21 protein-coding genes are annotated in these 25,529 nt (G+C 64.6%); 8 read left to right on the top strand and 13 right to left on the bottom strand.

The features are described 5' to 3' along the window. Positions 1 to 147 precede the first annotated feature (147 nt). Genes pgl through gnd form a run of 3 tightly spaced genes read right to left on the bottom strand, consistent with a single transcriptional unit; the run spans position 148 to position 3,328 of the window. On the bottom strand, positions 148 to 864 hold the full coding sequence (pgl, locus tag DSAT_RS11005; protein ID WP_020887592.1) for a 6-phosphogluconolactonase: 717 nt from the start codon (positions 862 to 864) through the stop codon (positions 148 to 150). Continuing rightward, on the bottom strand, positions 861 to 2,408 hold the full coding sequence (gene zwf / locus DSAT_RS11000) for a glucose-6-phosphate dehydrogenase (RefSeq protein ID WP_020887591.1): 1,548 nt from the start codon (positions 2,406 to 2,408) through the stop codon (positions 861 to 863). The genes pgl and zwf overlap by 4 nt, the downstream gene beginning before the upstream one ends. Further along, positions 2,405 to 3,328 (bottom strand): phosphogluconate dehydrogenase (NAD(+)-dependent, decarboxylating), encoded by a 924-nt coding sequence (gene gnd, locus DSAT_RS10995; protein WP_020887590.1) that lies wholly within the window; start codon positions 3,326 to 3,328, stop codon positions 2,405 to 2,407. The genes zwf and gnd overlap by 4 nt, the downstream gene beginning before the upstream one ends. A gap of 388 nt (positions 3,329 to 3,716) precedes the next feature. On the opposite strand from gnd, the gene DSAT_RS10990 reads away from it, so the two are divergent. The 4 genes from DSAT_RS10990 (at position 3,717) to DSAT_RS10975 (ending at position 9,401) form a co-directional block, all read left to right on the top strand. Then, positions 3,717 to 5,018: a phenylacetate--CoA ligase family protein gene (locus tag DSAT_RS10990; RefSeq protein WP_020887589.1), complete on the top strand. Its 1,302-nt coding sequence runs from the start codon at positions 3,717 to 3,719 to the stop codon at positions 5,016 to 5,018. Positions 5,019 to 5,066: 48 nt separating this feature from the next. Next, positions 5,067 to 5,498 (top strand): ACT domain-containing protein, encoded by a 432-nt coding sequence (locus DSAT_RS10985; RefSeq protein ID WP_020887588.1) that lies wholly within the window; start codon positions 5,067 to 5,069, stop codon positions 5,496 to 5,498. 69 nt (positions 5,499 to 5,567) lie between these two features. Next, positions 5,568 to 6,998 carry an RtcB family protein gene (locus DSAT_RS10980; protein ID WP_020887587.1) on the top strand — a complete coding sequence of 477 codons (1,431 nt, stop codon included), beginning with the start codon at positions 5,568 to 5,570 and terminating at the stop codon, positions 6,996 to 6,998. An 84-nt stretch (positions 6,999 to 7,082) separates the two neighbouring features. Then, positions 7,083 to 9,401 carry a response regulator gene (locus DSAT_RS10975; RefSeq protein ID WP_152490310.1) on the top strand — a complete coding sequence of 773 codons (2,319 nt, stop codon included), beginning with the start codon at positions 7,083 to 7,085 and terminating at the stop codon, positions 9,399 to 9,401. Positions 9,402 to 9,481: 80 nt separating this feature from the next. Here the strand turns inward: DSAT_RS10975 and DSAT_RS10970 are convergent, their stop codons facing one another. From DSAT_RS10970 to uvrB, 4 genes are all read right to left on the bottom strand, one after another. After that, entirely contained in the window at positions 9,482 to 11,725 is a 2,244-nt protein-coding gene (locus DSAT_RS10970; protein ID WP_020887585.1) for a methyl-accepting chemotaxis protein, read from the bottom strand. Between the two features lie 288 nt (positions 11,726 to 12,013). Next, on the bottom strand, positions 12,014 to 12,793 hold the full coding sequence (gene dapB, locus DSAT_RS10965) for a 4-hydroxy-tetrahydrodipicolinate reductase (protein ID WP_020887584.1): 780 nt from the start codon (positions 12,791 to 12,793) through the stop codon (positions 12,014 to 12,016). 17 nt (positions 12,794 to 12,810) lie between these two features. Then, positions 12,811 to 15,141 (bottom strand): NAD-dependent DNA ligase LigA, encoded by a 2,331-nt coding sequence (ligA, locus tag DSAT_RS10960; RefSeq protein ID WP_020887583.1) that lies wholly within the window; start codon positions 15,139 to 15,141, stop codon positions 12,811 to 12,813. A 5-nt stretch (positions 15,142 to 15,146) separates the two neighbouring features. After that, on the bottom strand, positions 15,147 to 17,156 hold the full coding sequence (uvrB, locus tag DSAT_RS10955; protein ID WP_020887582.1) for an excinuclease ABC subunit UvrB: 2,010 nt from the start codon (positions 17,154 to 17,156) through the stop codon (positions 15,147 to 15,149). 78 nt (positions 17,157 to 17,234) lie between these two features. Here uvrB and DSAT_RS10950 point away from each other — a divergent pair, with 78 nt between their 5' ends. Together DSAT_RS10950 and DSAT_RS10945 are read left to right on the top strand one after the other, a co-directional pair. Beyond that, entirely contained in the window at positions 17,235 to 17,708 is a 474-nt protein-coding gene (locus tag DSAT_RS10950) for a hypothetical protein (RefSeq protein ID WP_020887581.1), read from the top strand. An 11-nt stretch (positions 17,709 to 17,719) separates the two neighbouring features. Then, positions 17,720 to 18,754, top strand: coding sequence for a glycosyltransferase family 9 protein (locus tag DSAT_RS10945; protein WP_020887580.1), 1,035 nt, complete (start codon positions 17,720 to 17,722; stop codon positions 18,752 to 18,754). Positions 18,755 to 18,764: 10 nt separating this feature from the next. On the opposite strand, the gene DSAT_RS10940 is transcribed toward DSAT_RS10945, so the two are convergent. From DSAT_RS10940 to DSAT_RS10920, 5 genes are all read right to left on the bottom strand, one after another. Then, entirely contained in the window at positions 18,765 to 19,511 is a 747-nt protein-coding gene (locus DSAT_RS10940; protein WP_020887579.1) for a hypothetical protein, read from the bottom strand. 34 nt (positions 19,512 to 19,545) lie between these two features. Then, positions 19,546 to 20,256, bottom strand: coding sequence for a leucyl/phenylalanyl-tRNA--protein transferase (aat, locus tag DSAT_RS10935; RefSeq protein WP_020887578.1), 711 nt, complete (start codon positions 20,254 to 20,256; stop codon positions 19,546 to 19,548). Positions 20,257 to 20,258: 2 nt separating this feature from the next. Beyond that, positions 20,259 to 22,580 (bottom strand): ATP-dependent Clp protease ATP-binding subunit ClpA, encoded by a 2,322-nt coding sequence (gene clpA / locus DSAT_RS10930; RefSeq protein WP_020887577.1) that lies wholly within the window; start codon positions 22,578 to 22,580, stop codon positions 20,259 to 20,261. Between the two features lie 2 nt (positions 22,581 to 22,582). Continuing rightward, entirely contained in the window at positions 22,583 to 22,897 is a 315-nt protein-coding gene (gene clpS / locus DSAT_RS10925) for an ATP-dependent Clp protease adapter ClpS (protein WP_020887576.1), read from the bottom strand. Between the two features lie 114 nt (positions 22,898 to 23,011). Next, positions 23,012 to 23,650, bottom strand: coding sequence for a class IV adenylate cyclase (locus DSAT_RS10920; RefSeq protein WP_020887575.1), 639 nt, complete (start codon positions 23,648 to 23,650; stop codon positions 23,012 to 23,014). A gap of 29 nt (positions 23,651 to 23,679) precedes the next feature. Here DSAT_RS10920 and crcB point away from each other — a divergent pair, with 29 nt between their 5' ends. Both crcB and DSAT_RS10910 read left to right on the top strand, forming a co-directional pair. Beyond that, positions 23,680 to 24,054 carry a fluoride efflux transporter CrcB gene (crcB, locus tag DSAT_RS10915; RefSeq protein WP_040371172.1) on the top strand — a complete coding sequence of 125 codons (375 nt, stop codon included), beginning with the start codon at positions 23,680 to 23,682 and terminating at the stop codon, positions 24,052 to 24,054. A 22-nt stretch (positions 24,055 to 24,076) separates the two neighbouring features. After that, positions 24,077 to 24,424: a DUF190 domain-containing protein gene (locus DSAT_RS10910; protein WP_020887573.1), complete on the top strand. Its 348-nt coding sequence runs from the start codon at positions 24,077 to 24,079 to the stop codon at positions 24,422 to 24,424. Positions 24,425 to 24,452: 28 nt separating this feature from the next. Here DSAT_RS10910 and DSAT_RS10905 read toward each other — a convergent pair whose 3' ends face one another. Then, the gene (locus tag DSAT_RS10905; RefSeq protein WP_020887572.1) at positions 24,453 to 25,526 is read right to left on the bottom strand and encodes a protein-glutamate methylesterase/protein-glutamine glutaminase; all 1,074 of its coding nucleotides are present in this window, start codon (positions 25,524 to 25,526) and stop codon (positions 24,453 to 24,455) included. Between the last annotated feature and the right edge of the window lie 3 nt (positions 25,527 to 25,529).

The raw sequence follows: 25,529 nt of genomic DNA, 5'->3' as shown, positions 1-25,529 counted from the left end.
TCCCCGGCTTGCCCTCGCTTCCCTCGCGCGCTCTCGCAACGGGGTTATTTCTGAAACTGGTTCTCGCAGCCCGTCCCCAAAACAAGACATCTGGCGCTTTTTCAACGGACTGCGCAAATGCCGATTGAAGAGCCTGCTGTCTTCCCCTCAGGGACGGATAATCCAGAAGAGGTGTTCGCTGGCGCTTATGCGCGCCACGGGCAAGGTCTCGTCGCCTTCCTCGCAACCCGCAAGCGCGGCTTCCAGCGCCTCGCGCTTGCCCTTGGCCCCTGTGAGCACGGCCACGCGCCGCGCGGCCCGGATGCAGGGCAGGGTCATGGTCACCCGCTCCACGCGGGGGTCGAGATCGGGCGCGGCCGCGGCCACGAAGCAGCGATCCGTCTCCGAGAGCGCCGCCGAGCCTGGAAAGAGCGAGGCCGTGTGGCCGTCCGCCCCCATGCCCAAAAGCACGAGATCGAAGACCGGCATTTGAGGCGCGGCCACGCCGGTGAATCCGCGCACGTCCCGTTCGGCCGCGTCGGCCGCGTCCACGGCCCCACGTTCGCCCTGGATGCGGTGGACATTGCCCTCGGGCAGGGGAATCTTCGAGAGCAGGATATCTGCGGCCATGCGGTAGTTGCTGCGCTCGTCCTCGGGCGGCACGGCCCGTTCGTCGCTGAAAAAGACGTGGGTCGAGGCCCAGGGAATCCTGAACTCGCCGCGCGAAAGCTCGTCGTAAAGCGGCGAGGGCGTGCCGCCGCCCGAAAGGGCCAGGAGGAACCGGCCGCGCTCGGCCACGGCTGCGGCCGCCGCCTCGGCCACCACCTGGGCGGCCGCAAAAACGAACTCCATGCGCGATTCGCACAAATCGATGTGACGCTTCATGCCCGTGGAATCTCCCGTCGTTCGAGGAGCCGCGCCATCCGTTCCGGGCCGTCGGAGCCGGCCGGATAAACGAACAGGCGCTCCTTCATCTCGCATTCGTTCAGTATGGGGGTCAGAAAACTCCAGCACAATTCCACGCCATCCTGCCTCCAGAACAGCGTGTGGTCGCCCAACATGCAGTCGATGAGCACCTTTTCGTAGGCGTCCAGCGCGGGACCGGTGTAGCCCTGCCCGTAATCGAAGTTCATGCGCACCGTGCGCAGGCACATCTTGGGGCCGGGCGTCTTGGTCTGAAAGCTCAGGGTGATTTCCTCGCGGGGCTGAATCCCGAGAACGAGCCGGTTGGCCGAGATGTGGTCGCCCAGGATGTGCCGGAACATGGAGCACGGCACTTCCTTGAACTGCACGGCGATCTCGGTCCGCTTGGCCCGCAGGCGTTTGCCCGAAACGAGATGAAACGGCACCCCCTGCCAGCGCCAGTTGTCCACGAAGACCTTGAGCGAGGCCAGGGTCGGAATGCGCGAGTCCTTGGCCACACCCGGCTCATCGACATAGGCGACAACCTTTTTGCCGTCAATTTCCCCTGCCCCGTACTGGCCGAGCACCAGATGGTCGTCCAGCCGGTCCAGGGGAAAGGGCTTGAGCGACCGGTAGAGCTTGGTTTTCTCGTCGCGCACGCGCTCGCCCTCGAAAATGGAGGGCGGCTCCATGGCGGAAAGGGCCAGAAGCTGCATCATGTGGTTCTGGAACATGTCGCGCAGCACCCCGGCCTTCTCGTAGTATCCGGCGCGGTGCTCCACGCCCAGGCTCTCGGCGGCCGTGATGTGCACCGAGGCCACGTAATTTCTGTTCCACAACGGTTCGAAGATGGAGTTGGCGAAACGCAACATAATGACGTTTTGCACGGTCTCCTTGGCCAGATAGTGATCGATGCGGAATATCTGGTGCTCGCGAAACGACTCGTGCAGTGTGGCGTCGAGCGCCTTGGCCGTTTCGAGGTCGCTGCCAAAAGGTTTCTCCACGACGATGCGCGAGAAGCTTCTGCCGGGCAAGGTCTCCCTTGAGAGCCCCGAAGCCCCGAGGCCCCGTGCGATGTCTTCATAAGCCTCTGGCGGCACGGCCAGATAGAAAAGGCGGTTGCCGCCGAGCGAAAGCTCCCGGTCCTTGGCGTCCAAAAAATCCGCCAGCGGCCCGTAGGCCTCGGCCAAGCCGAAATCCGCCACCGGGCAGTAGAAGACCCGGCGGGCCATCTCGTCCCAGCCATCCATGTGTTTTTCGCCGTGCTCGCGCAGGGCCTCGCGCATGCGCTCCCGAAACGCCTCGTGCGTGAGATCGGAGCGGCTGGCCCCAACCACGAGGAAATTCTCGGGCAGCCCGTGGTAGCGAAAGAGACGGTACAGCGCGGGAAAGAGCTTGCGCGAGGTCAGATCGCCCGTGGCCCCGAAGATGACCACGGCCAAAGGCTCGTCCGCGTGCTCGAAGACGCACATGCCGCCCTGGGAATGCTCATAGGTCGTGGTCTCAACCCGCACGTCGCCGTTCATGCCTCGCCCTCCCCGCTCGGCTTCACGGCGTGGCCGCCAAACTCGCGTCGAAGCGCCGCAAGCATCCTGTCGGCGAAGGCGTCGTCCGTGCGCGAACGGAAGCGCTCCATGAGCGCAAGGGTGATGACCGGCGCGCTCACGCCCGACTCCACGGCCTGTTGCACTGTCCAACGGCCCTCGCCCGAATCATCCACGTGCCCGGCGATGGCCGAAAGGCGGGGGTCGTCGGCAAAGGCGCGCCCGGCCAGTTCGAGCAGCCAGGAGCGGATGACGCTGCCCTTGTTCCACAGCCGGGAGAGCGCGGCGAAATCGAGACCTTCGCCGTAAGGGGAGCGCTCCAAGAGCGCGAAGCCCTCGGCGTAGGCCTGCATCAGGCCGTATTCGATGCCGTTGTGGATCATCTTCACGAAATGTCCCGCGCCCGTGGGGCCGCAATGCATGTGGCCGTCCTCGGGAGCCAGGGCGTCCAAGGCGGAACGAAGCAGCGCCACTGCCTTTTCTTCGCCCCCGACCATCAGGCAGTAGCCTTCCGAAAGCCCCCACACGCCGCCGCTCGTGCCCACGTCCACGTAATGCGCCCCGATCGACGCGAGCAGCGCAGCGCGCCGGGCGTCGTCCTTGAAATGGGTGTTGCCGCCGTCCACGACCACGTCCCCGGCCGCGAGCCGGGGCAAGAGCCGCTGCAACGTCTCATCCACGACGGCTCCGGCGGGCAGCATCATCCAGAACAGGCGCGGGGCTTCGAGCGCGTGGGAGAGTTCCTCCAGGCTCTCAAAAGCCCGCACCCCTGGCTCCTTATCGGCCAGTTCCCTGGCCGTCTGAAACGTCCGGTTCCAGGCGGCGACCGAAAGTCCCTTGCGCGCCATCCGGCGAGCCATGTTCAGCCCCATGCGGCCAAGTCCGATCATGCCGATGCGCATCGCGTCCTCCTTCGCCTCTCGTCCCATTCCTCAACGCTATGGCCCTTTTCGCCATCCGGCGCAAGGCGGGAGCGCTCCATGAGACCAGTTTCATTCGGGAAAGGGTATTGACGCGGCGCGGCGGCATCGGGCAGTGAATGGGAAGCGGGCTGAACCGCCCGTTGAAGTATTGTTGACAAACCCCTTTTTTCAGGCTGCTCAAAAAGGCTCAGATGCAAGGCGCAAGAAAAGTTCAAGGCCGAAGCGTATTTGCAATACGCGAGGGTTTGGACTTTTCACAGCAACGCAGCAGATGGGGCTTTTTCAGCAGCCTGGAAGCGGGCTGAACCGCCCGCTTGGCATGTGTATCGTCAATGACGGCAGCAGAACGGTCAGGAGGAAGCGTTACGTGATCTTCGACATCAAACAGGAAACGATGCCGCGCGAGGAACTGCGTGAATTGCAACTGGCGCGCCTGAAGAATCAGGCCGAACGGGTCCATGCCCTGGTGCCGTTCTACCGCAAGCGGTTCGACGAGTTGGGCATCAAGCCCTCGGACATCAAGAGTCTCAAGGATCTGAGCCTCTTGCCCTTCACCGAGAAGCAGGATCTGCGCAACCACTACCCCTTCGGCATGTTCGCCGTCCCGCGCGAGAGCATCGTGCGGCTGCACGCCTCGTCCGGCACCACGGGCAAGGCCACCGTGGTCGGCTACACCCGGCGTGACATCGAGACGTGGGCCGATTGCATGGCCCGCTCCTTCGCCATCGCCGGAGCCACCCCAAGCGACACCATCCACAACGCCTACGGCTACGGGCTGTTTACCGGCGGCCTGGGTGCACACTACGGCGCGGAGCGGCTCGGCGCGACGGTGGTGCCTGTCTCGGGCGGTGGCACCAAGCGCCAGGCCATCCTGCTGCGCGACTTCGCCCCGGACGTCATCTGCTGCACCCCCTCCTACGCCCTGCACCTTTACGAGGCCGCGCTCGAAATCGGCATCGACATCAAGGAGTTGCCGCTTCGCATCGGCATCTTCGGCGCGGAGCCCTGGACAGAGGAGATGCGCCGCGATATCGAAGTCAAGCTCGGCATCAAGGCTCTGGACATCTACGGCCTTTCCGAGGTCTTGGGGCCTGGCGTGGGCATGGAATGCATCGAGGCCCAATCGGGCTTGCACCTGCAGGAGGACCACTTCCTGTTCGAGATCATCGATCCGGTGAGCGGCGAGCAGTTGCCCGACGGCGAGGTGGGCGAACTGGTCATCACCACGCTGACCAAGGAAGGCATCCCGCTCATTCGCTACCGCACGCGCGATCTGACCTCGCTCAATCCCACGCCGTGCGTCTGCGGCCGCACCTTCACGCGCATGAACCGGATCATGGGCCGCTCCGACGACATGCTCATCATCCGCGGCGTCAACGTCTTCCCCTCGCAGATCGAGTCGATCCTGCTGGAGACCCGTGGCCTCACCCCGCACTACCAGCTCATCGTGGACCGCCACGGCCCCCTGGACACCCTGGAGGTGCAGGTGGAAGTGGACGAGAAGCACTTCTCGGACGAAATCAAGAACCTGCAGCGCCTCGAGCGCCAGATCCAAAAGAATATCAAGGACTACCTCGGCGTCTCGGCAGCCATCAAGCTGGTCGAGCCGCGCTCCATCGCGCGCAGCGAGGGTAAGGCCAAGCGCATCATCGACAAACGGGTGAAATAGGTCGGCTCACACGCCGCCACGCCATACCCCGAAGCAAGAGAGGCAGCCATGAAAGTCGATCAACTCTCCATCTTCCTGGAAAATCGCGCTGGTCGCCTGGCCGAGGTGACCAAGGTCCTGAGCGACAACGGCATCAACATCCGCGCCCTGTCCCTGGCCGATACCTCGGACTTCGGCATCCTCAGGCTCATCGTCAACGACTTCGAAAAGGCCCGCGCCAAGCTCAAGGAAAGCGGCTTCACCGTGGGCCGCACCTCCGTGGTGGCCGTGGAGGTGGACGACACCCCCGGCGGCCTGCACCGTCTGCTCGAAATGCTTGGCGCGCAAAACGTGAACGTCGAATACATGTACGCCTTTGTGCACCAGAGCGGCCGCAACGCCATCATCATCTTCCGTTTCGACCGCACCGACCAGGCCATCGAGATCCTGCAGGCCAACAAGGTCACGATCATCCCCGGCGACCAACTCTACACCATGTAGCGCCGGGGCCGCCGCCCGGCCGGGCCTTTCCGCATGAAAGGCCCGGCCGCGAGCGCGGGGGAGGCAGCCATGACCACCCCGACCCTGACCCAGACCGGCGAGTATGAATGGCGGCTCGATCCGCTGCCCGGCATGCGCGCCGAGGCAGTGGTATTCGGCGGCCGCGAAATCGTCTCGAATCTCGAAGCGCATGCCCTTCGCCAACTGGCCAACGTGGCCTCCCTCCCCGGCCTCGCGGGCCGCGTCTGCGCCCTTCCGGACACCCATTCCGGCTACGGCTTTCCCATCGGCTGCGTTGCGGCCATGCGCCCGGGGAAAGGCGTCGTCTCGGCGGGCGGCGTGGGCTTCGACATAGCCTGCGGCGTGCGCACCCTGCTCACAAACCTCAGCGAGGAGGACGTTCACCCCCACCTTCCCGAACTGGCGGAACTCCTCTTCGCTGCCGTGCCCTCGGGAACCGGCCGGGGCGGCGGTTTTGGCCTCTCCCCTTCCGCGCTCGACGACGTGCTGATGAACGGTGCGGCCTTCGCCGTGGCGAAGGGCTACGGAGCCAGGGAGGATCTCGAACGCATCGAGGAAGGAGGCCGCTTCGAGGGGGCCGATCCATCCGTGGTCTCGGCCGAGGCGAGAAAACGCGGCCAGGATCAACTCGGTACGCTCGGGTCGGGCAACCACTACCTGGAAGTCCAAGTGATGGACAAAGTTTTCGACGCCCGTCTGGCCGACGGCTTTGGCCTCTTTCCAGGACAGGTCGTGGTCGGCGTGCACTGCGGCTCGCGCGGCCTGGGGCATCAGGTGGCCACCGATTTTATGGCGCGCATGAGGGCCGAGGCCCCGCGCCACGGTCTTTCCCTGCCCGATCCAGACCTCGCGTGCGCACCCCTGGCCTCTGAAACCGCCCTCGCCTACCTCGGGGCCATGCGCGCGGCGGCCAATTTCGCCCTGGCCAATCGTCAGGTCATCGCCCATCTCGTCCGCACCGTCTTCGGCGGGGCATTCCGGGATGCCGGGCCCATGCCGCTGCTGTGGGACGTGAGCCACAACCTGTGCCTGCCCGAGGAGCACCGCGTGGGCGGCCGCTCCATGCGCCTCTTCGTCCACCGCAAGGGCGCGACGAGGGCCCTGCCGCCCGGCCATCCGGCCCTGCCGCGTCACCTCTCGCGGTTCGGCCAGCCAGTTCCGGTGGGCGGCAGCATGGGTACGGCGTCCTACATCCTGGCTGGCGTGGCCACGTCCATGGAACGCTCCTTCGGCTCCGCCTGTCACGGCGCGGGACGGCTCATGTCGCGCGGCCAGGCCAAGAAGCGCTTCAAGGGCCGCGCGCTGGTCGATTCCCTGCGCGGCCAGGGCGTGGTGATCCGATCGGGCTCCTTGTCGGGCGTGGCCGAGGAGGCTCCAGGGGCGTACAAGGACATCGAGGCGGTGGTGGCCGCCACCCAAGGCGCGGGACTGGCCAAGGCCGTGGCGCGCCTTCGCCCGCTCGCCTGCGTCAAGGGATGAATCGAACACCGATCCGTGATCGACATTGCCATTGACGCAAACGTCATGCTATCAGGCCGTCTTAGCGTGGAGCGCCTGACAAGCATGAACGACCACACCATCCTTCTCATAGAACCCGACCAGGAAGACGCGCGCCGGATCATCTCCGCGTTGTCCACGCTTGAAAACGTCACGGTCCGCCACAGCCCTTCCCTCGACCATCTCCTGGAAACCAAGGAAGACGGCCCGTATCTCGCCGTCATCGTGGCCATGGGCATCGACGCCCCGGACTCGGGGAGGCTGCATACGCGCCTGATGTCCATGTCCCTGGAAGCCCCGGTCATCGCCCTAGCGCCCGAAGGCCGCGAGGACGTCAAGACCCTTGCCCGTGCCCTTGGCGCAGGGGACGTTCTTTACAAGGACGACACGCTCGGCCCCGAACTTTTGCGCATGGCGCGGCTCCTGCAGTCGCGCGCCAAGGCCAGGGAGACGGCGAACGCGCCCAAGCCGTCCGATCACTGGGTCGAGCGCATCATCGCCAACAACGCCGATGGCATTCTGATCATGGACCACGAGGGCCACTTGCTCTTCGCCAACCCGGCGGCGGAACGAATTTTCGGCATTTCCAGCGAGGAACTCGTCGGGCATGGCTTCGGCTTTCCTGTCATAGCGGGTGAATCCACAGAGATCGACATCTTCTCGAAAACCGGGTCGAAAATTGTGGAAATGCGCGTCGTGGAAATCGACTGGGACGGTCGCATGGCCTTTTTGGCCTCGCTGCGCGACATCACCGAACGCAAGCGCATGGAAATGGAACTGGCTAAGGCCAAAGAGGACGCAGAATCCGCAAACAGGGCCAAGAGTGATTTTCTTGCCAAGATGAGCCATGAGATACGCACCCCTATGACCGGGATCATCGGCATGACCGAGCTCGCCCTGGCATCCGGCCTCAATCCGCAACAGCGCGAATATCTGGAAATGGTTCGCCAGTCGGCCAACTCGCTCCTCTCCATCCTGAACGACATCCTCGATTTCTCCAAGATCGAGGCGGGACGGCTTGAGCTCGAAAACAAGCCGTTCGACCTTTTCAGAACCCTTGAGCTTTCCATTAAGATATTCAAAAACCTGTCGCACAAGAAAGGCCTACGCTTGGCCAGCCGCGTGGAAGGTTTCGTGCCGCGCCACCTCATGGGCGACGCCGGCCGCTTCCGCCAAGTCGTCAACAACCTGCTCTCCAACGCCGTGAAATTCACCGATCAGGGCGAGGTCGTCCTCTCGGTTCGTCTGGCGCGCCCCGAAGGGGCCTCGCGCGAAGACCTGCCGCCCGGTTCCGAGGTGACGCTACAATGCAGCGTCAGGGACACGGGCGTCGGCATACCCCGGGACAAGCTCGGCGTGATCTTCGACTCATTCTCCCAGATCGACAACACGGCCGGACGCAACGAGAATGGCACCGGACTTGGACTCTCCATCTCCAAGCAACTCGTGCAACTCATGGGCGGCGATCTCTCCGTTCAGTCCGAGGAAGGGCACGGCAGCATTTTCACCTTCACGACCGACTTCACCATCGCCGCCCCGCTGAGCGAGCCCGCCGACCGCAGCGCCTCCGGACAGCCCGACTCCGGCCCGTTACCCTCCCTGCGCATCCTCCTCGTCGAAGACAACGCCGTGAACCAAATCTACGCCACGGAAATTTTGCAGCAGGAGGGACACCACGTCACGCCGGTCACCAACGGCCGGACTGCCTTGTCGCTTCTGGCCGGTACGGATTTCGACCTAGTGCTGATGGACATCCAGATGCCGGACATGGACGGCATGGAAGTGACGCGTCAAGTGCGCGACGGGCGGGCCAAGGCCAGGAACACCGGGATTCCGATCATCGCCATGACGGCCCACGCCATGCAAGGCGACAGGGAGCGCTTTCTCGAAGCGGGCATGGACGATTACGTATCCAAACCGATGGAGATCGAGGAAGTGGTGGCCGCCATGAACCGCGCGCTCAAGCGCTTCGACGCTCGCCGCGCCACGTCTCCAACTCCTGCAGAGCCTTCCGCAAAAATGGAGGCGTCCCCCGGCGGAGCGGACGTCATGGACCCGCAGTGGTTCGACAAGATGTTCGCCACGCGTCGCGATTTTCTCGGGCGCATGTTCGAGGTTTTCGTGCGCGACGAGCCTGAGAGGCTGAACGAATTGAAAGAAGCCGTGGCCGCCGGAGACATGCGGCGCATCTCCTTCCTGGCCCACTCCCTGAAAGGCGCGACGGCCACGCTCGGCGCGGGTCCGGCGCGCGACGCAGCCGCGACCCTTGACCAAGCCGCCAAGACCGGAGATCAGAAAACGTGCGAACGAGCGCACCGCATCCTCGAACACGAGATGACCCGGCTCCTGTCCTTCATGCGCGACCACCTCGCAAACGCCTCCTGACGCAGTATTCCCGCCTTTGAAAAAGAGGCGCGCAGCCCCGTTCGACCGCGCGCCCGCTTGCATCCTTGTTCGCGAGGCGATCAACTCCGCATGCGTTCAATGACTTTCTGAAGCCGTTCGGCCAATTCCCGAAGCCCGGTCACAGCCCGCTCGGCCTGGTCCATGCCTGTGGCGGTTTCGGCGGAGATATGGCTGATGTCGTCCACGGCCCGGTTAATCTCCTCGCTCGCCGCCGACTGTTCCTCACTGGCTGTGGCGATGGAGCGGACCCGGTCCGCGCTGTCCTCGACCAGGGCGACGATTTCCACGAGGGCCTTGCCCGAGTCCTCGGCCAGCGACGTGCTGGTGGCCACCGCCTCGGAGGCGTCACGCACGGCCGAAAGACTCCTGCGGGTGCCTCCCTGGATGCTCTGGATGGCGGAGACGACTTCCTTTGTGGCGTTCATGGTCTTCTCGGCCAGCTTGCGTACCTCGTCGGCCACCACGGCGAATCCCCGTCCGGCATCGCCCGCCCTCGCCGCCTCGATGGCTGCGTTGAGAGCCAGCAGATTGGTCTGGTCCGCGATGTCTTCGATGACCGTGATAATCCGACCGATGCCTTCCGCCTGTTGCCCGAGATCTTCCATGATGGCAGTGAGATCGACGGCCTGGGCCTCGACCTTGGCGATGGAGCCGACCGCGTCGGCGACCACCGCCCGCCCCAAAACGGCCTTGTCGCGGGCCAACCCCGCCTTCTCGGCCGCGCTGGAGGCATTGCGCGCGACTTCGAGGACCGTGGCGTTCATCTCTTCCATGGCGGTCGCCGTCTCGGCGGCGCGATCATTCTGACGTTGAGCCCCCTGGCTGGCCACGGAGGTAACCGAGGCCAATTCGCGCGCCGACCGCGCCAGATCCTCGACGAGTTCCTGAAGCATCCCGGCAGCTTCGAGCATACCTTCCCGGCGTGCGTTCTCGGCCTTGCCGCGCGCCTCCTCGGCCTCGCGCATGCTGCAACGCGCCCGCTCGGCCTCCAGGTCCGCCTGACACTTCTTGTCGTCGGCCTCCTTCAGGCTGGCCTTGAGCGAAGTCACCATGCGCTCGACGGAGTCCTTGAGCACGGCCATCTCGTCCTTGAACCGCCCTTTTGGGGCGGCATCAAGATCGCCTTCCGCCACGCGCGAGGCGAAGGCCACGAGGCTCCCCAGAGGCAGCGTCAGAGCACGCCGGAAGTACCAAACCACAGCGGCCAGGGCGACTGCCAAGCCGACGAGCGATATAAATCCCGCCTGCCGCATCATGCCCGCCAGCGCGGTCGAGAACGCGGCATGGCGCTCTTCAAGCGCGACATCGATGTCGTCGATGTAAACGCCCATGCCAATGATCCATCCCCAAGGCTCGAAAAGCCTGACATAGGAAAGTTTTGGGAAATCGCCGGGTTGGCCGGGCTTGGACCAATGGTACTCGACGAATCCTTCGCCGGAGGCCCGGGCCTTTTCGGCCATCTCGACGAACAGGCGCTTGCCTTGGGTATCCGTGTAATCGGCCAGCGACTTTCCGTTCAGAGCAGGCACAGTGGGGTGCATGATCATGCGTGGTTCGAGGTCGTTGACCCAGAAGTAGTTGCCGTCTCCAAGGCGCAACCGCGCCACCTGGGCCAGGGCCTCGGCTTTCATCTCGTCGGCGATGTCCTCGATCCAGGATCCGGCACCGAATATCCAGCCCAGTTCGGGAACGAGCTTCACGTAGGAGACCTTGAGCTTGTCCGTGGTTTCTCCGGGCTTGGCCCACATGTATTCGACTATCCCTTCGCCGTCGCTTCGCGCGACCTCGGCCATACGCACAAAGAGCTTGGTCCCTTGCGGATCGGCGTAGGTGGAGAGGTCACGGCCGTCCATGTCGGGCCGAATGGGGTGCATGACCATGCGCGGTTCGAGGTCGTTGATCCAGACGTAGTTATCGCCCTCGAAACGGATGCCCCGGACCAGCGCCTTGATTTCACGCTCCATCTCCTCAGGGGTAAGGATATCCCTGTTTCGCTCGATATAGCTTCCGACTTGGCTGGTCACGGTTTCGATGATGCCTTGCAACTCGCGCGCCTTGTAAGCCTTGAGGCCCTCGATGTCCTGGGAGCGTTGGTGATAGCTTTCGACCGTGGCGTAGGCGAGCTGGACCAACTCACGAAGGTCCGCTTCCTCTTCCTGAAGCATCTGCCCTCGCTGCTCGGTCATCTGGGAGCGAGAGAACGTCTCGGCTCCCTGAAAGAGCGTCGCCAGCGCAATCGCCAAGGTGACCGTCAGCGCCAGGGCGACGAGCAGCAGTAACTTGAACGACAGTCCCTTTTTCATGCCCCCCCCTAGGTTGGATACATACAATAACAATTATTCTCCAAATGTAAATATCCGGAAACATTTTCCATATCCGTCCATAAAGCATGAATGCACAATCTCTTGAAGCGTACTATCGCGCAGATGATAGTACGGCGACAAACTTCGCGCCTAGTCCAGGGCAAATTCCAAAAACGCGGGGAGAATACGAGAAAACCTCGGAAAACAGCTGGAGGGGAACGCCCCAAAAAAAACCGCGTCCAGGCCGTCTTGGCTTGGACGCGGATGCGATTGGGATCGAAGCAGGGACTAGAAGATGTCCGACATGGAGTAGAGCTTGCCCGGCTGTTGGGTGGAGAGCCACTTGGCGGCCCGAAGCGCGCCCTGGGCGAAGGTTTCGCGCGAATGGGCTCGGTGGGTGACCTCGATACGCTCGCCCGGTCCGAAAAAATAGACCGTGTGGTCGCCCACCACGTCGCCGCCGCGCACGGTCATGACGCCGATCTCCTCCTTGGGGCGCGGCCCGATGATGCCGTGACGGGCGAAATTGCCCTTCTCCTCCAGCTTCCAGCCGCGCGCATCGGCGATGCACTGGCCGAGCTTGATGGCCGTTCCGCTGGGCGCGTCGGCCTTCTTGTTGTGGTGGATCTCTGTGATCTCCAGATCATAAGCCGGACCGAGCTTGGCGACCAGTTCGGGTAGCACCTTCAAGAGCACGTTCACACCCACGCTCATGTTTGGAGCCCAGAAGAGCCTAGCCGTAGCCGCCGCGCCACGCAGGGCCGCCTGCTGCTCGTCGGTAAGTCCCGTGGTACCGATGACCGCGCCCGCGCCATTGGCGGCCACGGTCCGGGCCACGCCGACGCTGGCCTCGGGAGAGCTGAAGTCCACGACGATGGCTCCCGGCGCCTGCTTCAGCACCTCGCCGAGATCGCTGCCCATGGGGCAGCCCCAGACCGCCAGCCGTTCCTCCGAACCGGAGCGGTCCACAACGCCAGCGAGGGTCAGTTCGGGATCGGCCTTGGCCAGCGAACACAGGGTCTGACCCATGCGACCGGCAGCACCGTGAATGACGACGGATACGCTCATGATGTCCTCCTTGCCCCTCACGCGAGGGGACGGCATAGGTGCATGAATTCGTCCTGGGAAATGATGCGTACTCCCAATTTTCTGGCTTTGTCGAGCTTGGAGCCGGCTTTTTCGCCCGCCACGAGATAGTCGAGCGTCTTGGAGACGCCGGAGGCCACCACTGCCCCCGCATCGCGCGCCGCACGCTCAGCTTCGGAGCGGGTCAGTCCATTGAGGGAACCGGTAAAGAGCACCTTCCTGCCCGAAAGAGCCGTGCGCGGTCCGGGCAGTTCCTCGGCGTCGAGGCGCGGCCACAGCCCAAGCTCCCGGAACCGCCCGAACAATTCACGATTCTGCTCGTTGGCGAAAAAATCGGTCACGGACTCGGCTATTTTGTCGCTGATGCCAGGGAGTGCGGTCAGTTCTCCTGCCGTGGCCTGCTGCAAGGCGTCCAGGCTGCGGAAATGTTCGGCCAGAACGCGAGCCGTCTCCTCGCCCACGAGCGGAATGCCCAGGGCGGCCAAAAGCCGATCGAGCGTGGCGCGCTCCTTGGCCGCCGCGATGCCGGAGACGAAATTCGCGGCCAGCTTCTCGCCCATGCGCTCAAGCGTCAGCAGTTGCGACGCTTCGATGGTGAAAAGATCGGCGGGCGTGGTCACGAATCCCTTGTCCACCAGCACCTCGACCCACTTCCTGCCCACGCCCTCGATGTCCAATCCCGCCTTGGAGACGAAATGGACGATGCGCTGCCTGCGCACCGCCGGACAGACGAGGTTCTGGCAGCGCCAGACGCGGTCGGACGAGGCGTGCACCTCGGAGCCGCAGGAGGGGCACGTCCTCGGAAACTCGAAGGGTTTCTCCGCGCCGACGCGCCGCTCCACAAGCGGCCGCACCACCTCGGGAATCACGTCACCCGCGCGCTGGATGAGCACGTGGTCGCCGACGCGCAGATCCTTTTCCTGGATCAGGCTCTCGTTGTGCAGCGTGGCGCTGGAGACGGTCACGCCACCCACTTCGACCGGCCTGAGTTTGGCCACGGGCGTGAGCACCCCGGTGCGCCCCACCTGGATATCGATGCGCTCGAGCACTGTCTCGGCTTGGTAGGCGGGAAACTTGAGCGCCAGGGCGAAGCGCGGCGCGCGGGCGGTGAACCCCAGCACCCGTTGCAGGGCCAGGGAGTCGAGCTTGGCAACCAGACCGTCAATCTCGAAGGGCAGCGTCTCGCGCTCGACGCCCAGGGACTCGAAGCGCCGCGCGACTTCCTCGACCGTTTCGCATGGCCCGGCCTGCGGCGGCACGGCAAAGCCCAGGGCCGCGAGCCCGGCCATGATCTCGCTCTGCGTGCGCCAGCCTTCACGGCCTTCCGCCCACTCGACCCGCCCCACGCCGTAGGCCATGAAGCGCAAAGGACGGCGGGCCGTGATGCGCGAATCGAGCTGACGCACCGATCCGGCCGCCGCGTTACGGGGATTGGCGAAAACCTTGCCGCCCACCTCGGCCTGCCGGACGTTCAGGGCATGAAAATCCGCCTTGCCGATGATGACCTCGCCGCGCACGTCGATCAAGCGTGGCGCGGGGCCCTGGCTCTCGTCCAGGGTCAGGGGAAGGTTGCGCACGGTGCGCAGGTTGACGCTCACGTCCTCGCCCCGCTCGCCGTCGCCGCGCGTGGCCGCGAGGACGAATCTCCCGTTCTCGTAGACGACCTCCACGGCCAGCCCGTCGAGCTTGGGGTCGGCCCAGTAACGCCTGAGCGCGCAAGGGAGATCGCGCCAGACGTCCTCGGCAAGATCACGCAGCAGGGAGGGGGAGTAGCCCTCCAGGAGCAGGGGCGCGGCATGGCCCACTGCCGCCCGGGCCGCGAGCCGGGCCGCGCGGGCGAACTCAAAGGCCGGATCGGCCACGGGCGTCACCCCATCCGAGGGCGGGCGCGTCAGATCCTCTGCGGCCTTCTTGACCTCACGCCGGGCTTTTTCCAACGTTTTCTGATCCAGTTTGCCGCCCGCAAGGCGAGAAATCTCCTCCACCACCCGCCTGGCCGCCTCGTCCGCGAAGAAGCGCGGCACACGGGCCGCGAACTCGCGCCACTCCTCAAGGGACATGGCGTTGTCCAGCGAGTACATGGGGAGCGCATGGACGTATTCGGCGAATCCCTCCAGAACCTCGCCGCCCACGCGGCGGGTGGGCGAATCCGGCACGGCCAATTCGGGATGGCGCGCCTCCAACTCCTGCAACTCGCGAAACAGCAGATCGTATTCGGCGTCGGAAATCTCCGGCGCGTCCAGCGTGTAGTAGAGGCGGTTGTGCCGCTCGATCTCGCGGCGCAAAAACGCTGCTCGCTCCCCCGGCATGTCAGGGTCGGTGCTGTCCATGGGCTTCAGCCTAGCTCCAAAAGGATTTCACGCAAACGCAGAACCTTGTCGCGCAGTTCCGCCGCCTTCTCGAAAGCCAGTTCCTGGGCCGCGGCGCGCATCTCGCGTTCGAGCTTCTTGATCTCTTTGGTCACGTCCTTGGGGTTGCGGCCGTAGATCGCCGCCTCCTCGGCGGCCAGGGCCAGACGCCGCGCCCCCTCGTCCGCCGTGGAGTACTGCTTTTCGAGTATGTTTTCCAGGCTTTTGCTGATGGTGCGCGGCGTGATGCCGTGCTCCTCGTTGTGGGCGGTCTGCAAGGCCCGGCGACGCTCGGTCTCCTGAACGGCCTGGGTCATGGATTCCGTGATGCGGTCGGCATACAGGATGACCTTACCCTGGACGTTGCGGGCGGCCCGGCCGAAGGTCTGGATGAGCGAGCGCGTCGAACGCAGAAAGCCTTCCTTGTCCGCGTCCAGGATGGCGACCAGCGAAACCTCGGGGATGTCCAGGCCCTCGCGCAGGAGGTTGATGCCCACCAGCGCGACGAACTCTCCGCGCCGCAAGGCCGAGATGATCGCCATGCGTTCCAGGGTGTCGATGTCCGAGTGCAGGTAACGCGCGGCAAGGCCCATCTGGTTCAGGTACTCGGTCAGATCCTCGGCCATGCGCTTGGTCAGGGTCGTGACCAGCACGCGCTCTTCGCGCGCCTGGCGCGCCTTGCACTCGGCGAGCAGGTCGTCCATCTGGCCGCTCACGGGCCGGATGTCCACTTCCGGGTCCACAAGCCCCGTGGGCCGGATGATCTGCTCCACCACCCTGCCCTTCACGCGCTCCATCTCCCACGGCCCGGGCGTGGCCGAGACGTGGACGCACTGTCCCACGCGCTGCTCGAACTCGGCGAAGGACAACGGCCTGTTGTCCAGGGCCGAGGGCAGGCGGAAGCCGTAATCCACCAGCGTCTGCTTGCGCGAGCGGTCGCCGTTGAACATGCCGCCCACCTGGGGGATGGTGACGTGCGACTCGTCCACGAAGAGCACGAAATCCTCGGGAAAGTAGTCGAGCAGCGTGGCGGGAGGCGAGCCTGGCTCACGGCCGTCGAGATGGCGCGAATAGTTCTCGATGCCCTTGCAGGTGCCTACTTCCTCGATCATCTCCAGGTCGAGCATGGTGCGCTGCTCCAGGCGCTGGGCCTCCACGAGCATGTTGCGCTCCTTGAACCAGCGCAACCGCTCGGCCAGTTCCTCGCGCACGGCCTCCCTGGCCCGGTCCAGGTTCACGCGGTCCGAGACGTAGTGGCTGGCCGGAAAGACCAGGGTTTTTCGCAACGTGGCCTTGATCTCGCCGGTCAGGGGATCGAGCTCGTGCACCGCGTCCACCTCGTCGCCGAAGAACTCCACGCGCAGCGCGGTTTCGCGGGTGTAGGCCGGGATGATCTCCAAAACATCGCCGCGCACGCGGAAGGTGCCGCGCGTGAAGTCGTACTCGTTACGCTCGTAGTGGACCTCCACGAGCCGCTCGACGAGCTTTTCGCGCGAGAGCCGCTGGCCCGTCTCGATGGGCACGACCATGCGCGCGTAGTATTCGGGCGAGCCCAGGCCGTAGATGCAGGACACCGAGGCCACGATAATCACGTCGCGCCGAGTCAAGAGCGCGTGCGTGGCGGCGTGGCGCAGCTTGTCGATGTCGTCGTTGATCTGCGAGTCCTTCTCAATGTAGGTGTCTGTGCGCGGCAGGTAGGCTTCCGGCTGGTAGTAGTCGTAATAACTGACGAAATACTCCACGGCGTTCTTGGGGAAGAGCCCCCGGAACTCGCTGTAGAGTTGCGCCGCCAGGGTCTTGTTGGGGGCCAGGATCAGGGCGGGCCGCCCCGTCTCGGCGATGACATGGGCCATGGTGAAGGTCTTGCCCGATCCGGTGACGCCGAGCAGCACCTGATCGCGCAATCCCGCGTCCAGGCCCTCGACAAGGGCCGCGATGGCGCGTGGCTGGTCGCCCGTGGGGGAGAAGTCGCTGACAAGTTGAAAATTATCGCTCATGGACGTATGCAGAAACGCCGCCTTGGCATGGGGCCTTTGGCGGCCTGTCTCTCCTCTCTCCGATTCAAGGAGTTTAGCATGGAACTGGACATCATTGAATACGATTTTCCGCCCGAAATCGACCGGGGCTTTTCCGTATCCATGATCATCAAAAGCTTCAAGGGCCGCCGCAACGTCGAAGTGCACCTTTTCCGTCCCGAATGGGACGAGGCCGAGGAGGCCGACTACCGTTGGGACCAATTGCTCGGCGATCCTGTGAGCCCTGACGTCGTGGCCGACCCGGCGGGAAGCAGGAAAGTCTTCATGGAAAGCTTCTCGCCCGGCGAGCGCGACGCCATCATCGCCTTCCTCAAGAAAACCTACGCGGAAAAGCTCGTCTCCATCGCCTCCCGGCCCCTTTCCTTCCCCATCCCCCTCGGCCTCGTGCCGCTGTCGGCCATCCCGGAGGGCAAGGACATCGGCATCATCCGCTTCGAGAAGATCCCGAGCTACAACCTGGGCATTCCCATGCACGGGCTCTACGATCTCTCGCAGCACGAACCCATGGCCTGAGCCGTTCGGACGTGACCGCGCCGCTGCCGCTCTCCTTCGCGAAGATCCTGGTCTGCCAGTTGCGGCAGATCGGCGACGTGCTTCTGGCCACGCCATCCGTGGAGCTTTTGCGCCGCCGCTATCCGGAGGCGGAGATTCATTTCTTCACGGAAAAGAAGTGCGCGCCCATGCTGGCGAACAATCCGCATCTCGCCAAGGTCTTCGCCCTGGACAAGAAGGAATTGTCGTCGCTGCGAAAGGAGCTGGCCTACTACCGGAGCGTGGCCCGTGAGGGCTACGATCTGGTGGTGGATTTCCAGCAGTTGCCGCGCATACGCTGGGTAGTGGCCTTTTCGCGGGCCAGGGTGCGGCTTTCCTACGACGCACCCTGGTACACCCGCTGGCTCTACACCCACAGCGTGCCCATGCGCGGCGGATACGCGGCCATGAGCAAAGCCTCGGTGCTCGCGCCGCTGGGCATCGAGTGGAACGGAGAGCGGCCGCGCATCTACCTCTCCAAGGTCGAGCGCGCCTGGGCGGCGCATTTCTTCCAGCAGCACGGCATCGGCGATGGGCACACGGTGGTCACCATCGACCCCACCCACCGCCGGGCCACTCGGCGCTGGCCCGTCGGGCACTGGGCCGGGCTCATCGACCTCGCGGCCGAGGCGCGGCCCGATCTGCGCTTCGTGGTTCTGGTGGGTCCCGGCGAGGAAGAAGTGGCGGCCGAACTGAAGGCGCGCGTGCGGCACGGCGGAAATCTCGTCGTCCCCGCGCGGCTGCTTTCGCTGCGCGAACTTGCGGCCGTGATCGACGCGGCCGCGCTGCACGCGGGCAACTGCTCGGCCCCGCGCCACATTGCCGTGGCAGTCGACACGCCCTCGCTCACGGTGCTCGGCTCCACATCCGACGCCTGGACCTTCCCCGCGGCCGAGCACGAGGCCGTGAAGGCCTGCCTGGACTGCCAGCCCTGCAACGAGAACGTCTGCCCCAAGGGCACGGACGAATGCCTGACCGGCCTTTCGCCGACGACCGTGGCCGAGAGGCTGTTGGAGCGGCTGCCCTAGCCGAACAGGATCACTTGAGGGCTTCGAGAAAGGCCTGCCAGGCCTTGCTGCGGATCTGGGACTGGAAGGCGTCCTGGGCCTGGGTGGCCCGGTTGGCGTCGTCCAGAAGGGAGCGGTAGCGATTCAGATCCTCGCCCCGGGCGAAGGTCAGGGTCTTCTCGGGAATGGTCCACCGGCCGCGCGTCTCGGCCAGGAAATCCACCACGGCCGCAAAGGCGTCCAGCACCTTGGCCTCCAGCCGCCAGCCCTCGGCCACGTCCGCGCGGGCCTCGGCCTCGTGCCGCCCGAAAGCCGCAAGCAAGCGTTTTTGCGCCGCCTCGTCCCCGGTCAACTCCTTGATCCGCTCCTCGCCGCGCGAAAGCATGGCTAGGCTCCTTTCGCGATACTGGTCTGCGAGCGCCGCCGCCTCGACCGCGATGACCCGGCCGCGCGAAAGATCCGGATCGGCGCGCAGCCGCTCGGCGTTCAGGAGCCTGTACCAGCCGATGCGCTCAAGATCGCGCTCGTAGGCCTTGGCTAGTTCGTCGGCTTCCAGGGCCACCTGGGCATAGAGCCGGGCCGCGAGAAGCGAGGCCCAGGCCCGGCTGCCGACTCCTTGCGACGGCTCATCCGCGGCCTGAGCCGTCGCATCGCCCGGCGAGCCGTTCCCAGCGGGAGGCGCAGCCAACGCCACGCCCGGCGAAAAGCACAAAAAGGCCACGGCCGCAGCCAGCGCGGAAAACTTCAGCAAGCCTGAAATGCAGGGATGGCGCGTCATGTCGTCTCTTCCTCGCCGGTCCGGCTTCTTCGCTCTAAGAGAGGCACGCCACAGCCTGGGGCGCGGCCTCGGTCCACGATCCCTTGAGCGTGGGGTGCTCCAGGGCGCTTCGCAAGCGCGTGCGGAACTCGCTGCGCGGCGTGCTCACCGCGCCCAGGGCCTGCATGTGCGGCGTGACCTGCTGGCAGTCGATGAACTCGAACCCCCAGGCGTACAGCACGCGGCACAACTCCACGAAGGCCACCTTGGAGGCGTTGGGCTCGCGGTAGAACATGGATTCGCCGAAAAAGGCCCGGCCAAGGGCGACGCCGTAGAGCCCGCCCACCAGGCGGCCGCCTCGCCAGGCCTCCACGCTGTGCGCCAGCCCCTCGTCATGCAGGCGGCAGTACGCCTCCACCATGTCCCATACCAGCCAAGTGCCGTCGCCCAGAGGCCGGGGCGTCTTGGCGCAGCCGCCGATGACAGCCTCGAAGTCCGTATCGAAGGTGATCTCGAAATCGCCCCGGTTGCATGCCCGGCGCAGGCTGCGCGAGACGTGCACCTGGCCGGGCTCGATGAGGGGTCGTGGATCGGGCGACCACCAGAGGATGGGCGTGTTCGTGCCGTACCAGGGAAAGATGCCTTGGGCGTAGGCGCAGATCAGGCGTTCGCTGCTCAGATCCCCACCCACGGCCAAAAGCCCGTCGGGCTCGGCCAGGGCGGGATCGGGAAAGCACAACTCGTCGCCCAGAAGGAAGACCGGCATGGCTACTGCGGCAGCGCCTTGGCCGCTCCTCCCGCCAGGGCCTTGGGACCGTGCCCCTCGGCCCGGATGACGAGCTTCTCGCCGCCCTTCTCGTCCTCGCCCAGGTCGATGACGGCCGTGCCGCCCGCCTTGAGCGAGCCGAAAAGAATTTCGTCGGCCAAGGGATCCTTGATCTCGGACTGCACCACGCGCGAGAGCGGCCGCGCTCCAAAGGCCGGGTCGAAGCCCTTTTGAGCCAGCCAGGCGCGTGCCTTGGGCGTCAGTTCCAGGCCGATCTTGCGCGCCTTCATCTGGGCGGCGACCTCGGCCATGAACTTGTCCACGATCATCTCCATGATCTCCTGCGAGAGCGGGCCGAACTGGACCACCGCGTCCAGGCGGTTGCGGAATTCGGGGCTGAAGAGGCGCTCGACCTCCTTCATGCCCTTCTCCACGTCCGCCTCGCGGCCCTGGCCGAAGCCCATGCTGGCCTTGCTCATCTCGCGCGCGCCCGCGTTGGAGGTCATGAGAATGACCACGTGGCGGAAGTCGGCCTTGCGGCCGTTGTTGTCGGTCAGCGTGGCGTAGTCCATGACCTGCAGCAGGATGTTGAAGACGTCTGGATGGGCCTTCTCGATCTCGTCGAGGAGCAACACGCTGTAGGGATTCTTGCGCACGTCGTCCACGAGCAGGCCGCCCTGGTCGAAGCCCACGTAGCCCGGAGGCGAACCGATGAGGCGCGCCACGGCGTGCTTTTCCATGTACTCGCTCATGTCGTAGCGCAGGAAGGAGACGCCGAGCACGGCGGCGAGCTGCTTGGCAAGTTCGGTCTTGCCCACGCCAGTGGGACCCATGAGCAGAAAACTGCCCAGGGGGCGCGACTCGTTGCCCAGCCCCGCGCGCGAGCGCTTGATGGAGCGGGAAATGATCTCCACGGCCTTGTCCTGGCCGTAGACAAGCTTTTTAAGCTCCGCCTCGAGGTCCTTGAGCTTGCCCCGGTCCCCGTGACTCACGCGACGCTGCGGGATGCGGGCCATGCGCGCGATGACCTCCTCCACGTCTTTCACGGAGATGACCTTGTTCTTGCAGGACGTGCGTTCGAGCTTGCACAGCGCGCCGGACTCGTCGATGACGTCGATGGCCTTGTCGGGCAGGAAGCGATCGTTGATGTAGCGGGCCGAAAGCTCGGCCGCCGCCTTGAGCGCGCCGTGGGTGTAGCGCACGCCATGGTGGTCCTCGTAGTAGGGCTTGAGGCCCTTGAGGATTTCGACGGCCTGCTCCACGGTCGGCTCGGCCACCTCGATCTTCTGGAAGCGACGCGACAAGGCGCGGTCCTTCTCGAAGACGTTCTTGTACTCTTCGTAGGTGGTGGAGCCGATGCAGCGGATCTCGCCCGAGGCCAGCATGGGCTTGAGGATGTTCGAGGCGTCCAGCGTGCCGCCCGAGGTCGCGCCCGCACCAATGATGGTGTGGATCTCGTCCACGAAGAGGATGGCGTTCTCGCGCTTCTTGATGGCCGAGACCACGCCCTTCAGGCGCTGCTCGAAGTCGCCGCGATACTTGGTTCCCGCCAGCAGCGAGCCCATGTCCAGGGCGAATATCTCCACGTCGCGGAAAGATTCGGGCACGTCGCCAGAGGCGATCTTCAGGGCCAGCCCCTCGGCCATGGCCGTCTTGCCCACGCCCGCGTCGCCCACGTAGATGGGGTTGTTCTTGCGGCGGCGGGCCAGCACCTGGATGGTGCGCTTCATCTCGGGATCACGGCCGATGAGCGGGTCGATCTCGCCCTTCTTGGCCTTGTCGGTCAGGCAAACCGTGAATTGCTCCAGAAACTTGGCGTCCTTGTCGTTCTCGGCGGCGGGCTTGGCCTTGCCCTGACGGATCTCCTCGTTCAGGTCGGTCAGCCCCTCACCCGCCTCCTCGACGCCGTGGGATATGTATTCCAACACGTCCAGGCGCGTCACGCCCTGGGCCTTGAGGAAGTAGACCGCGTAGGAATCGTCCTCGTCGAACAGAGCGGCCATGACGTCGCCGACCTCGACCTTGGACTTGCCTGCGGACTGCATGTGCATGATGGAGCGTTGCAGCACGCGTTGTACGCCCAGTGTCTGCACCACCTCGGTGGGATGCGACTCAGGCAGGATCTCCATGTGGTCGATGAAGAACCGTTCGAGCTGAAGCTTGAGCTTGTCGGAATCCGCCCCACAGGCGGTCAGTATCTCCTGCCCGGACTCGTCCTGCACCATGGCGTAAAGCAGGTGCTCCAGAGTCAGAAATTCGTGGTTGCGGCGTTTGACTTCCCGTACCGCGCTGGTCAGGACGCTCTCCAGTCGCTTGCTGAGCATATCTAAACCTCTTCCATGCTGCTGCGCAGCGGATATCCGGCCTGTTTGGCCAGGTTGTGCACCATGTTGACCTTGGTTTCGGCAACCTCGGCTGTATAGATGCCGCACACGCCTTTGCCCTGGTTGTGGACGCTGAGCATGATGCGCGTCGCCTGGGCCTCGTTCTTGTGAAAGACCTCGACCAGAACGCGCACCACGAATTCCATGGTCGTGTAGTGGTCGTTGTGCAGCAATACCTTGTATCTCCTGGGCTCCCGGATCTCGTCGTCCAGGAGCGTGTCGGCGTCGCGCCGTTCCAGGGGCATTTTGTCTGACATCGTCTCCAATCTCCGCATCGATCGCCGAGTTTTCAGGTAAGCCCTGCGTCGCGTTTGTGAAGGGGGAATCCTCGGTGCCTTTCCCCCATATTTCAAAAATAGCCGCTTGCGGCGTCAGGGTAAAGGGTCAAGGGGAGAGAAAATAGCCGGACAAAGTTCCCGCGCGGCTTGTCTGGCCTCGCCCGCAAAGACGAAGGAATCCTCGGGCAAAAGACCTCGTCCCTCGCGCCATTCGGTATACAAGCGGTGATAGTTGGCGGTGCTCGAATCCTTCCAGTCGAGCCCAAGTTCTGCCGCGCAGGCGCGAATGGCCTCCGGCTGCCCCTCTATCTCGCAGAAATCACCAAAGCTCAGATGGTCGAGGCAGACGTGGCAATCCCCAAGCAGCCATTCCTCGCGCACCTTCTCGTAACGCAAGGCCTCCTCGTAGCCCAAGGCGCGAAGGCCAGAACGCAGGGCCGCGAAATCGGAGACCTCGCTCTCATACTCCGTGCGAATTTTAAATCCAGGCGGCGGCGGAACGTCGGGCGGCGCCTTGACGGTCAGGATGAAGCGGCCGTCGTCACGCAGCCGCAGGAGCACGCCGCGCGCGCGCAGAGTGCGGGCGGCGTCGTCGAAGACGATGTTACGCTCGAATCTGCAGCCCAGGAATTTCCCCCCCCGGGCATGAACGATTTTGCGCAGATCGGCGAGGTCGACGTTTTTGAACTTGACCTCGATCTCCTGCCTCATGTTTGATAGGGATTCGCTCATGTGTAGATAATACTGCAAGGATGATCCGATTGCAAAAGCTCGCCCTCATCGCATTGGCCGGTTCGCTCGGCGCGCTCTCGCGCTACGGTTTGGCCTCTCTCGTGCATCGTCTGGCCGGAACGGGATTCCCCCTTGGAACCTTCGTGGTCAACGTCACGGGATGTCTGGCTTTCGGACTGTGCGTCGGACTCTTCGAGGGACGGGTTTCCATCTCGCCGGAGACGCGCTTCGCCGTGCTGACCGGATTTCTGGGCTCCTACACCACCTTCTCCACCTACGCCTTCGAGAGCGCGGCCCTCATGCGCGACGGCCAGTGGCTCACGGCAAGCGTGAACATCGGCGGCCAGATAGTGCTCGGCCTCGTGGCCGTGGTCATCGGACTCAACATCGCACGGGCGCTTTGAACCCCAACCCCAGGAGACGACCATGCGCCTTCCCTCGAAAGCAAAACGGCTGCGCATCTACTCCGGTGAAATGGATCGACTAGGCACGCGTGCGCTCTCCGACGCCATCGTGGAGGAGGCGGCCCGCCGCGGCCTGGCCGGAGTCACTGTGCTGCGCGGCATGTCGGGCTACGGGGCCAACAGCCGCGTGAAGTCGGACAAGATCCTCGTGCTTTCGCAGGATCTGCCGATCATCGTCGAGATCGTGGACGCGGCGGAGAAGATCGACGCCTTCCTTCCCTGGCTCGACGAATCGGTCAAGGAAGGGCTCGTGACGCTGGACGACGTGGAGGTCATCGCCTATCGCCACTCCAAGGGCGAAAAAGGCTGACCCCGTCCCGAAACCTTTTGGCTACAAGCTATCCGGCGCAGACCCTGACGACCTCGGCCGCGATGCGCGAGAGCGGCAGGATCTTTCGAGCCGCGCCGAGCTTTACGGCCTCGCCGGGCATGCCCCAGACCACGCAGCTTTCCTCGTCCTGGGCGATGGTGTACGCCCCGGCCTCCTTCATCTCCAACAGGCCGCTCGCCCCGTCGTCGCCCATGCCGGTCATGATCACGCCCACGCCGTTTTGCCCGGCATAGCGCGCGGTGGAACGGAAAAGCACGTCCACGGACGGGCGGTGGCGCCGCACCAGCGGTCCGTCCTTGACCTCCACGTAGTAGCGCGCGCCGCTGCGCTTGAGCAGCATGTGGCGATTGCCCGGCGCGATCAGCGCCTGCCCGCGCAGCACAGTATCCCCGTCGCGCGCCTCGCGCACGGTCACACGACAGGTGGTGTCCAAGCGCGCAGCGAAAGCGGCCGTGAACTTCTCGGGCATGTGCTGAACGATGACCAGCCCTGGGCTGTTCTCAGGCAGAGCTTCCAGGAATGTACGTAAGGCCTCGGTGCCCCCGGTCGACGCCCCCACGGCCACGACCTTGTCAGTAGTTTCGGTGAGCACGGGCTTGGCGCGGGCCAGGACGGCGTCTGCGGTGAGCGCCTTCTCCACCTGCAAGGAGAGCTGCGAAATCTTCTTGAGCTTGGCACGGGCCGCAGCCTTGACCGCATCACAAAAACGGATTCGCGACTCCTCGAAAAACTGCCGCGTGCCGACCTTCGGCTTGGCGATGATGTCCACGGCTCCGTATTCCATGGCCTTGAGCCAGGAATCAGCACCCTTCTCTGCCAGGGTCGAGCAGATGATCACCGGAATGGGATGCTGCGACATAATCTTGCGCAGGAAGGTCAGCCCGTCCATGCGCGGCATCTCGATATCCAGGGTCATGACGTCGGGAACTTCGCGCTCGATGCGCTCGGCCGCGATGAAAGGGTCGGCGGCAGTGGCCATGACCTCGATGTCGGGATCCGTGGACAGTATATCGGCGATGGTCTGCCTGACCAGGGCCGAGTCGTCCACCACCAGGACGCGTATCTTTCCGTCTTTGACCATCCT

Source organism: Alkalidesulfovibrio alkalitolerans DSM 16529 (assembly GCF_000422245.1).
Taxonomy (GTDB): Bacteria; Desulfobacterota; Desulfovibrionia; order Desulfovibrionales; family Desulfovibrionaceae; genus Alkalidesulfovibrio; species Alkalidesulfovibrio alkalitolerans.
The sequence above is the reverse complement of the archived record's forward strand: the minus strand, read 5'-3'. Positions and strand labels throughout refer to the sequence as shown.

Coding starts and splice junctions, on each gene's coding strand:
- dapB (WP_020887584.1), bottom strand. CDS start 12,793: ATGAGCGTATCCGTCGTCATTCACGGTGCTGCCGGTCGCATGGGTCAG.
- DSAT_RS10910 (WP_020887573.1), top strand. CDS start 24,077: ATGCGCCTTCCCTCGAAAGCAAAACGGCTGCGCATCTACTCCGGTGAA.
- DSAT_RS10975 (WP_152490310.1), top strand. CDS start 7,083: ATGAACGACCACACCATCCTTCTCATAGAACCCGACCAGGAAGACGCG.
- DSAT_RS10970 (WP_020887585.1), bottom strand. CDS start 11,725: ATGAAAAAGGGACTGTCGTTCAAGTTACTGCTGCTCGTCGCCCTGGCG.
- zwf (WP_020887591.1), bottom strand. CDS start 2,408: ATGAACGGCGACGTGCGGGTTGAGACCACGACCTATGAGCATTCCCAG.
- gnd (WP_020887590.1), bottom strand. CDS start 3,328: ATGCGCATCGGCATGATCGGACTTGGCCGCATGGGGCTGAACATGGCT.
- ligA (WP_020887583.1), bottom strand. CDS start 15,141: ATGGACAGCACCGACCCTGACATGCCGGGGGAGCGAGCAGCGTTTTTG.
- DSAT_RS10985 (WP_020887588.1), top strand. CDS start 5,067: ATGAAAGTCGATCAACTCTCCATCTTCCTGGAAAATCGCGCTGGTCGC.
- clpS (WP_020887576.1), bottom strand. CDS start 22,897: ATGTCAGACAAAATGCCCCTGGAACGGCGCGACGCCGACACGCTCCTG.
- DSAT_RS10905 (WP_020887572.1), bottom strand. CDS start 25,526: ATGGTCAAAGACGGAAAGATACGCGTCCTGGTGGTGGACGACTCGGCC.
- DSAT_RS10950 (WP_020887581.1), top strand. CDS start 17,235: ATGGAACTGGACATCATTGAATACGATTTTCCGCCCGAAATCGACCGG.
- DSAT_RS10920 (WP_020887575.1), bottom strand. CDS start 23,650: ATGAGCGAATCCCTATCAAACATGAGGCAGGAGATCGAGGTCAAGTTC.
- DSAT_RS10940 (WP_020887579.1), bottom strand. CDS start 19,511: ATGACGCGCCATCCCTGCATTTCAGGCTTGCTGAAGTTTTCCGCGCTG.
- pgl (WP_020887592.1), bottom strand. CDS start 864: ATGAAGCGTCACATCGATTTGTGCGAATCGCGCATGGAGTTCGTTTTT.
- DSAT_RS10980 (WP_020887587.1), top strand. CDS start 5,568: ATGACCACCCCGACCCTGACCCAGACCGGCGAGTATGAATGGCGGCTC.
- uvrB (WP_020887582.1), bottom strand. CDS start 17,156: ATGAGCGATAATTTTCAACTTGTCAGCGACTTCTCCCCCACGGGCGAC.
- clpA (WP_020887577.1), bottom strand. CDS start 22,580: ATGCTCAGCAAGCGACTGGAGAGCGTCCTGACCAGCGCGGTACGGGAA.
- aat (WP_020887578.1), bottom strand. CDS start 20,256: ATGCCGGTCTTCCTTCTGGGCGACGAGTTGTGCTTTCCCGATCCCGCC.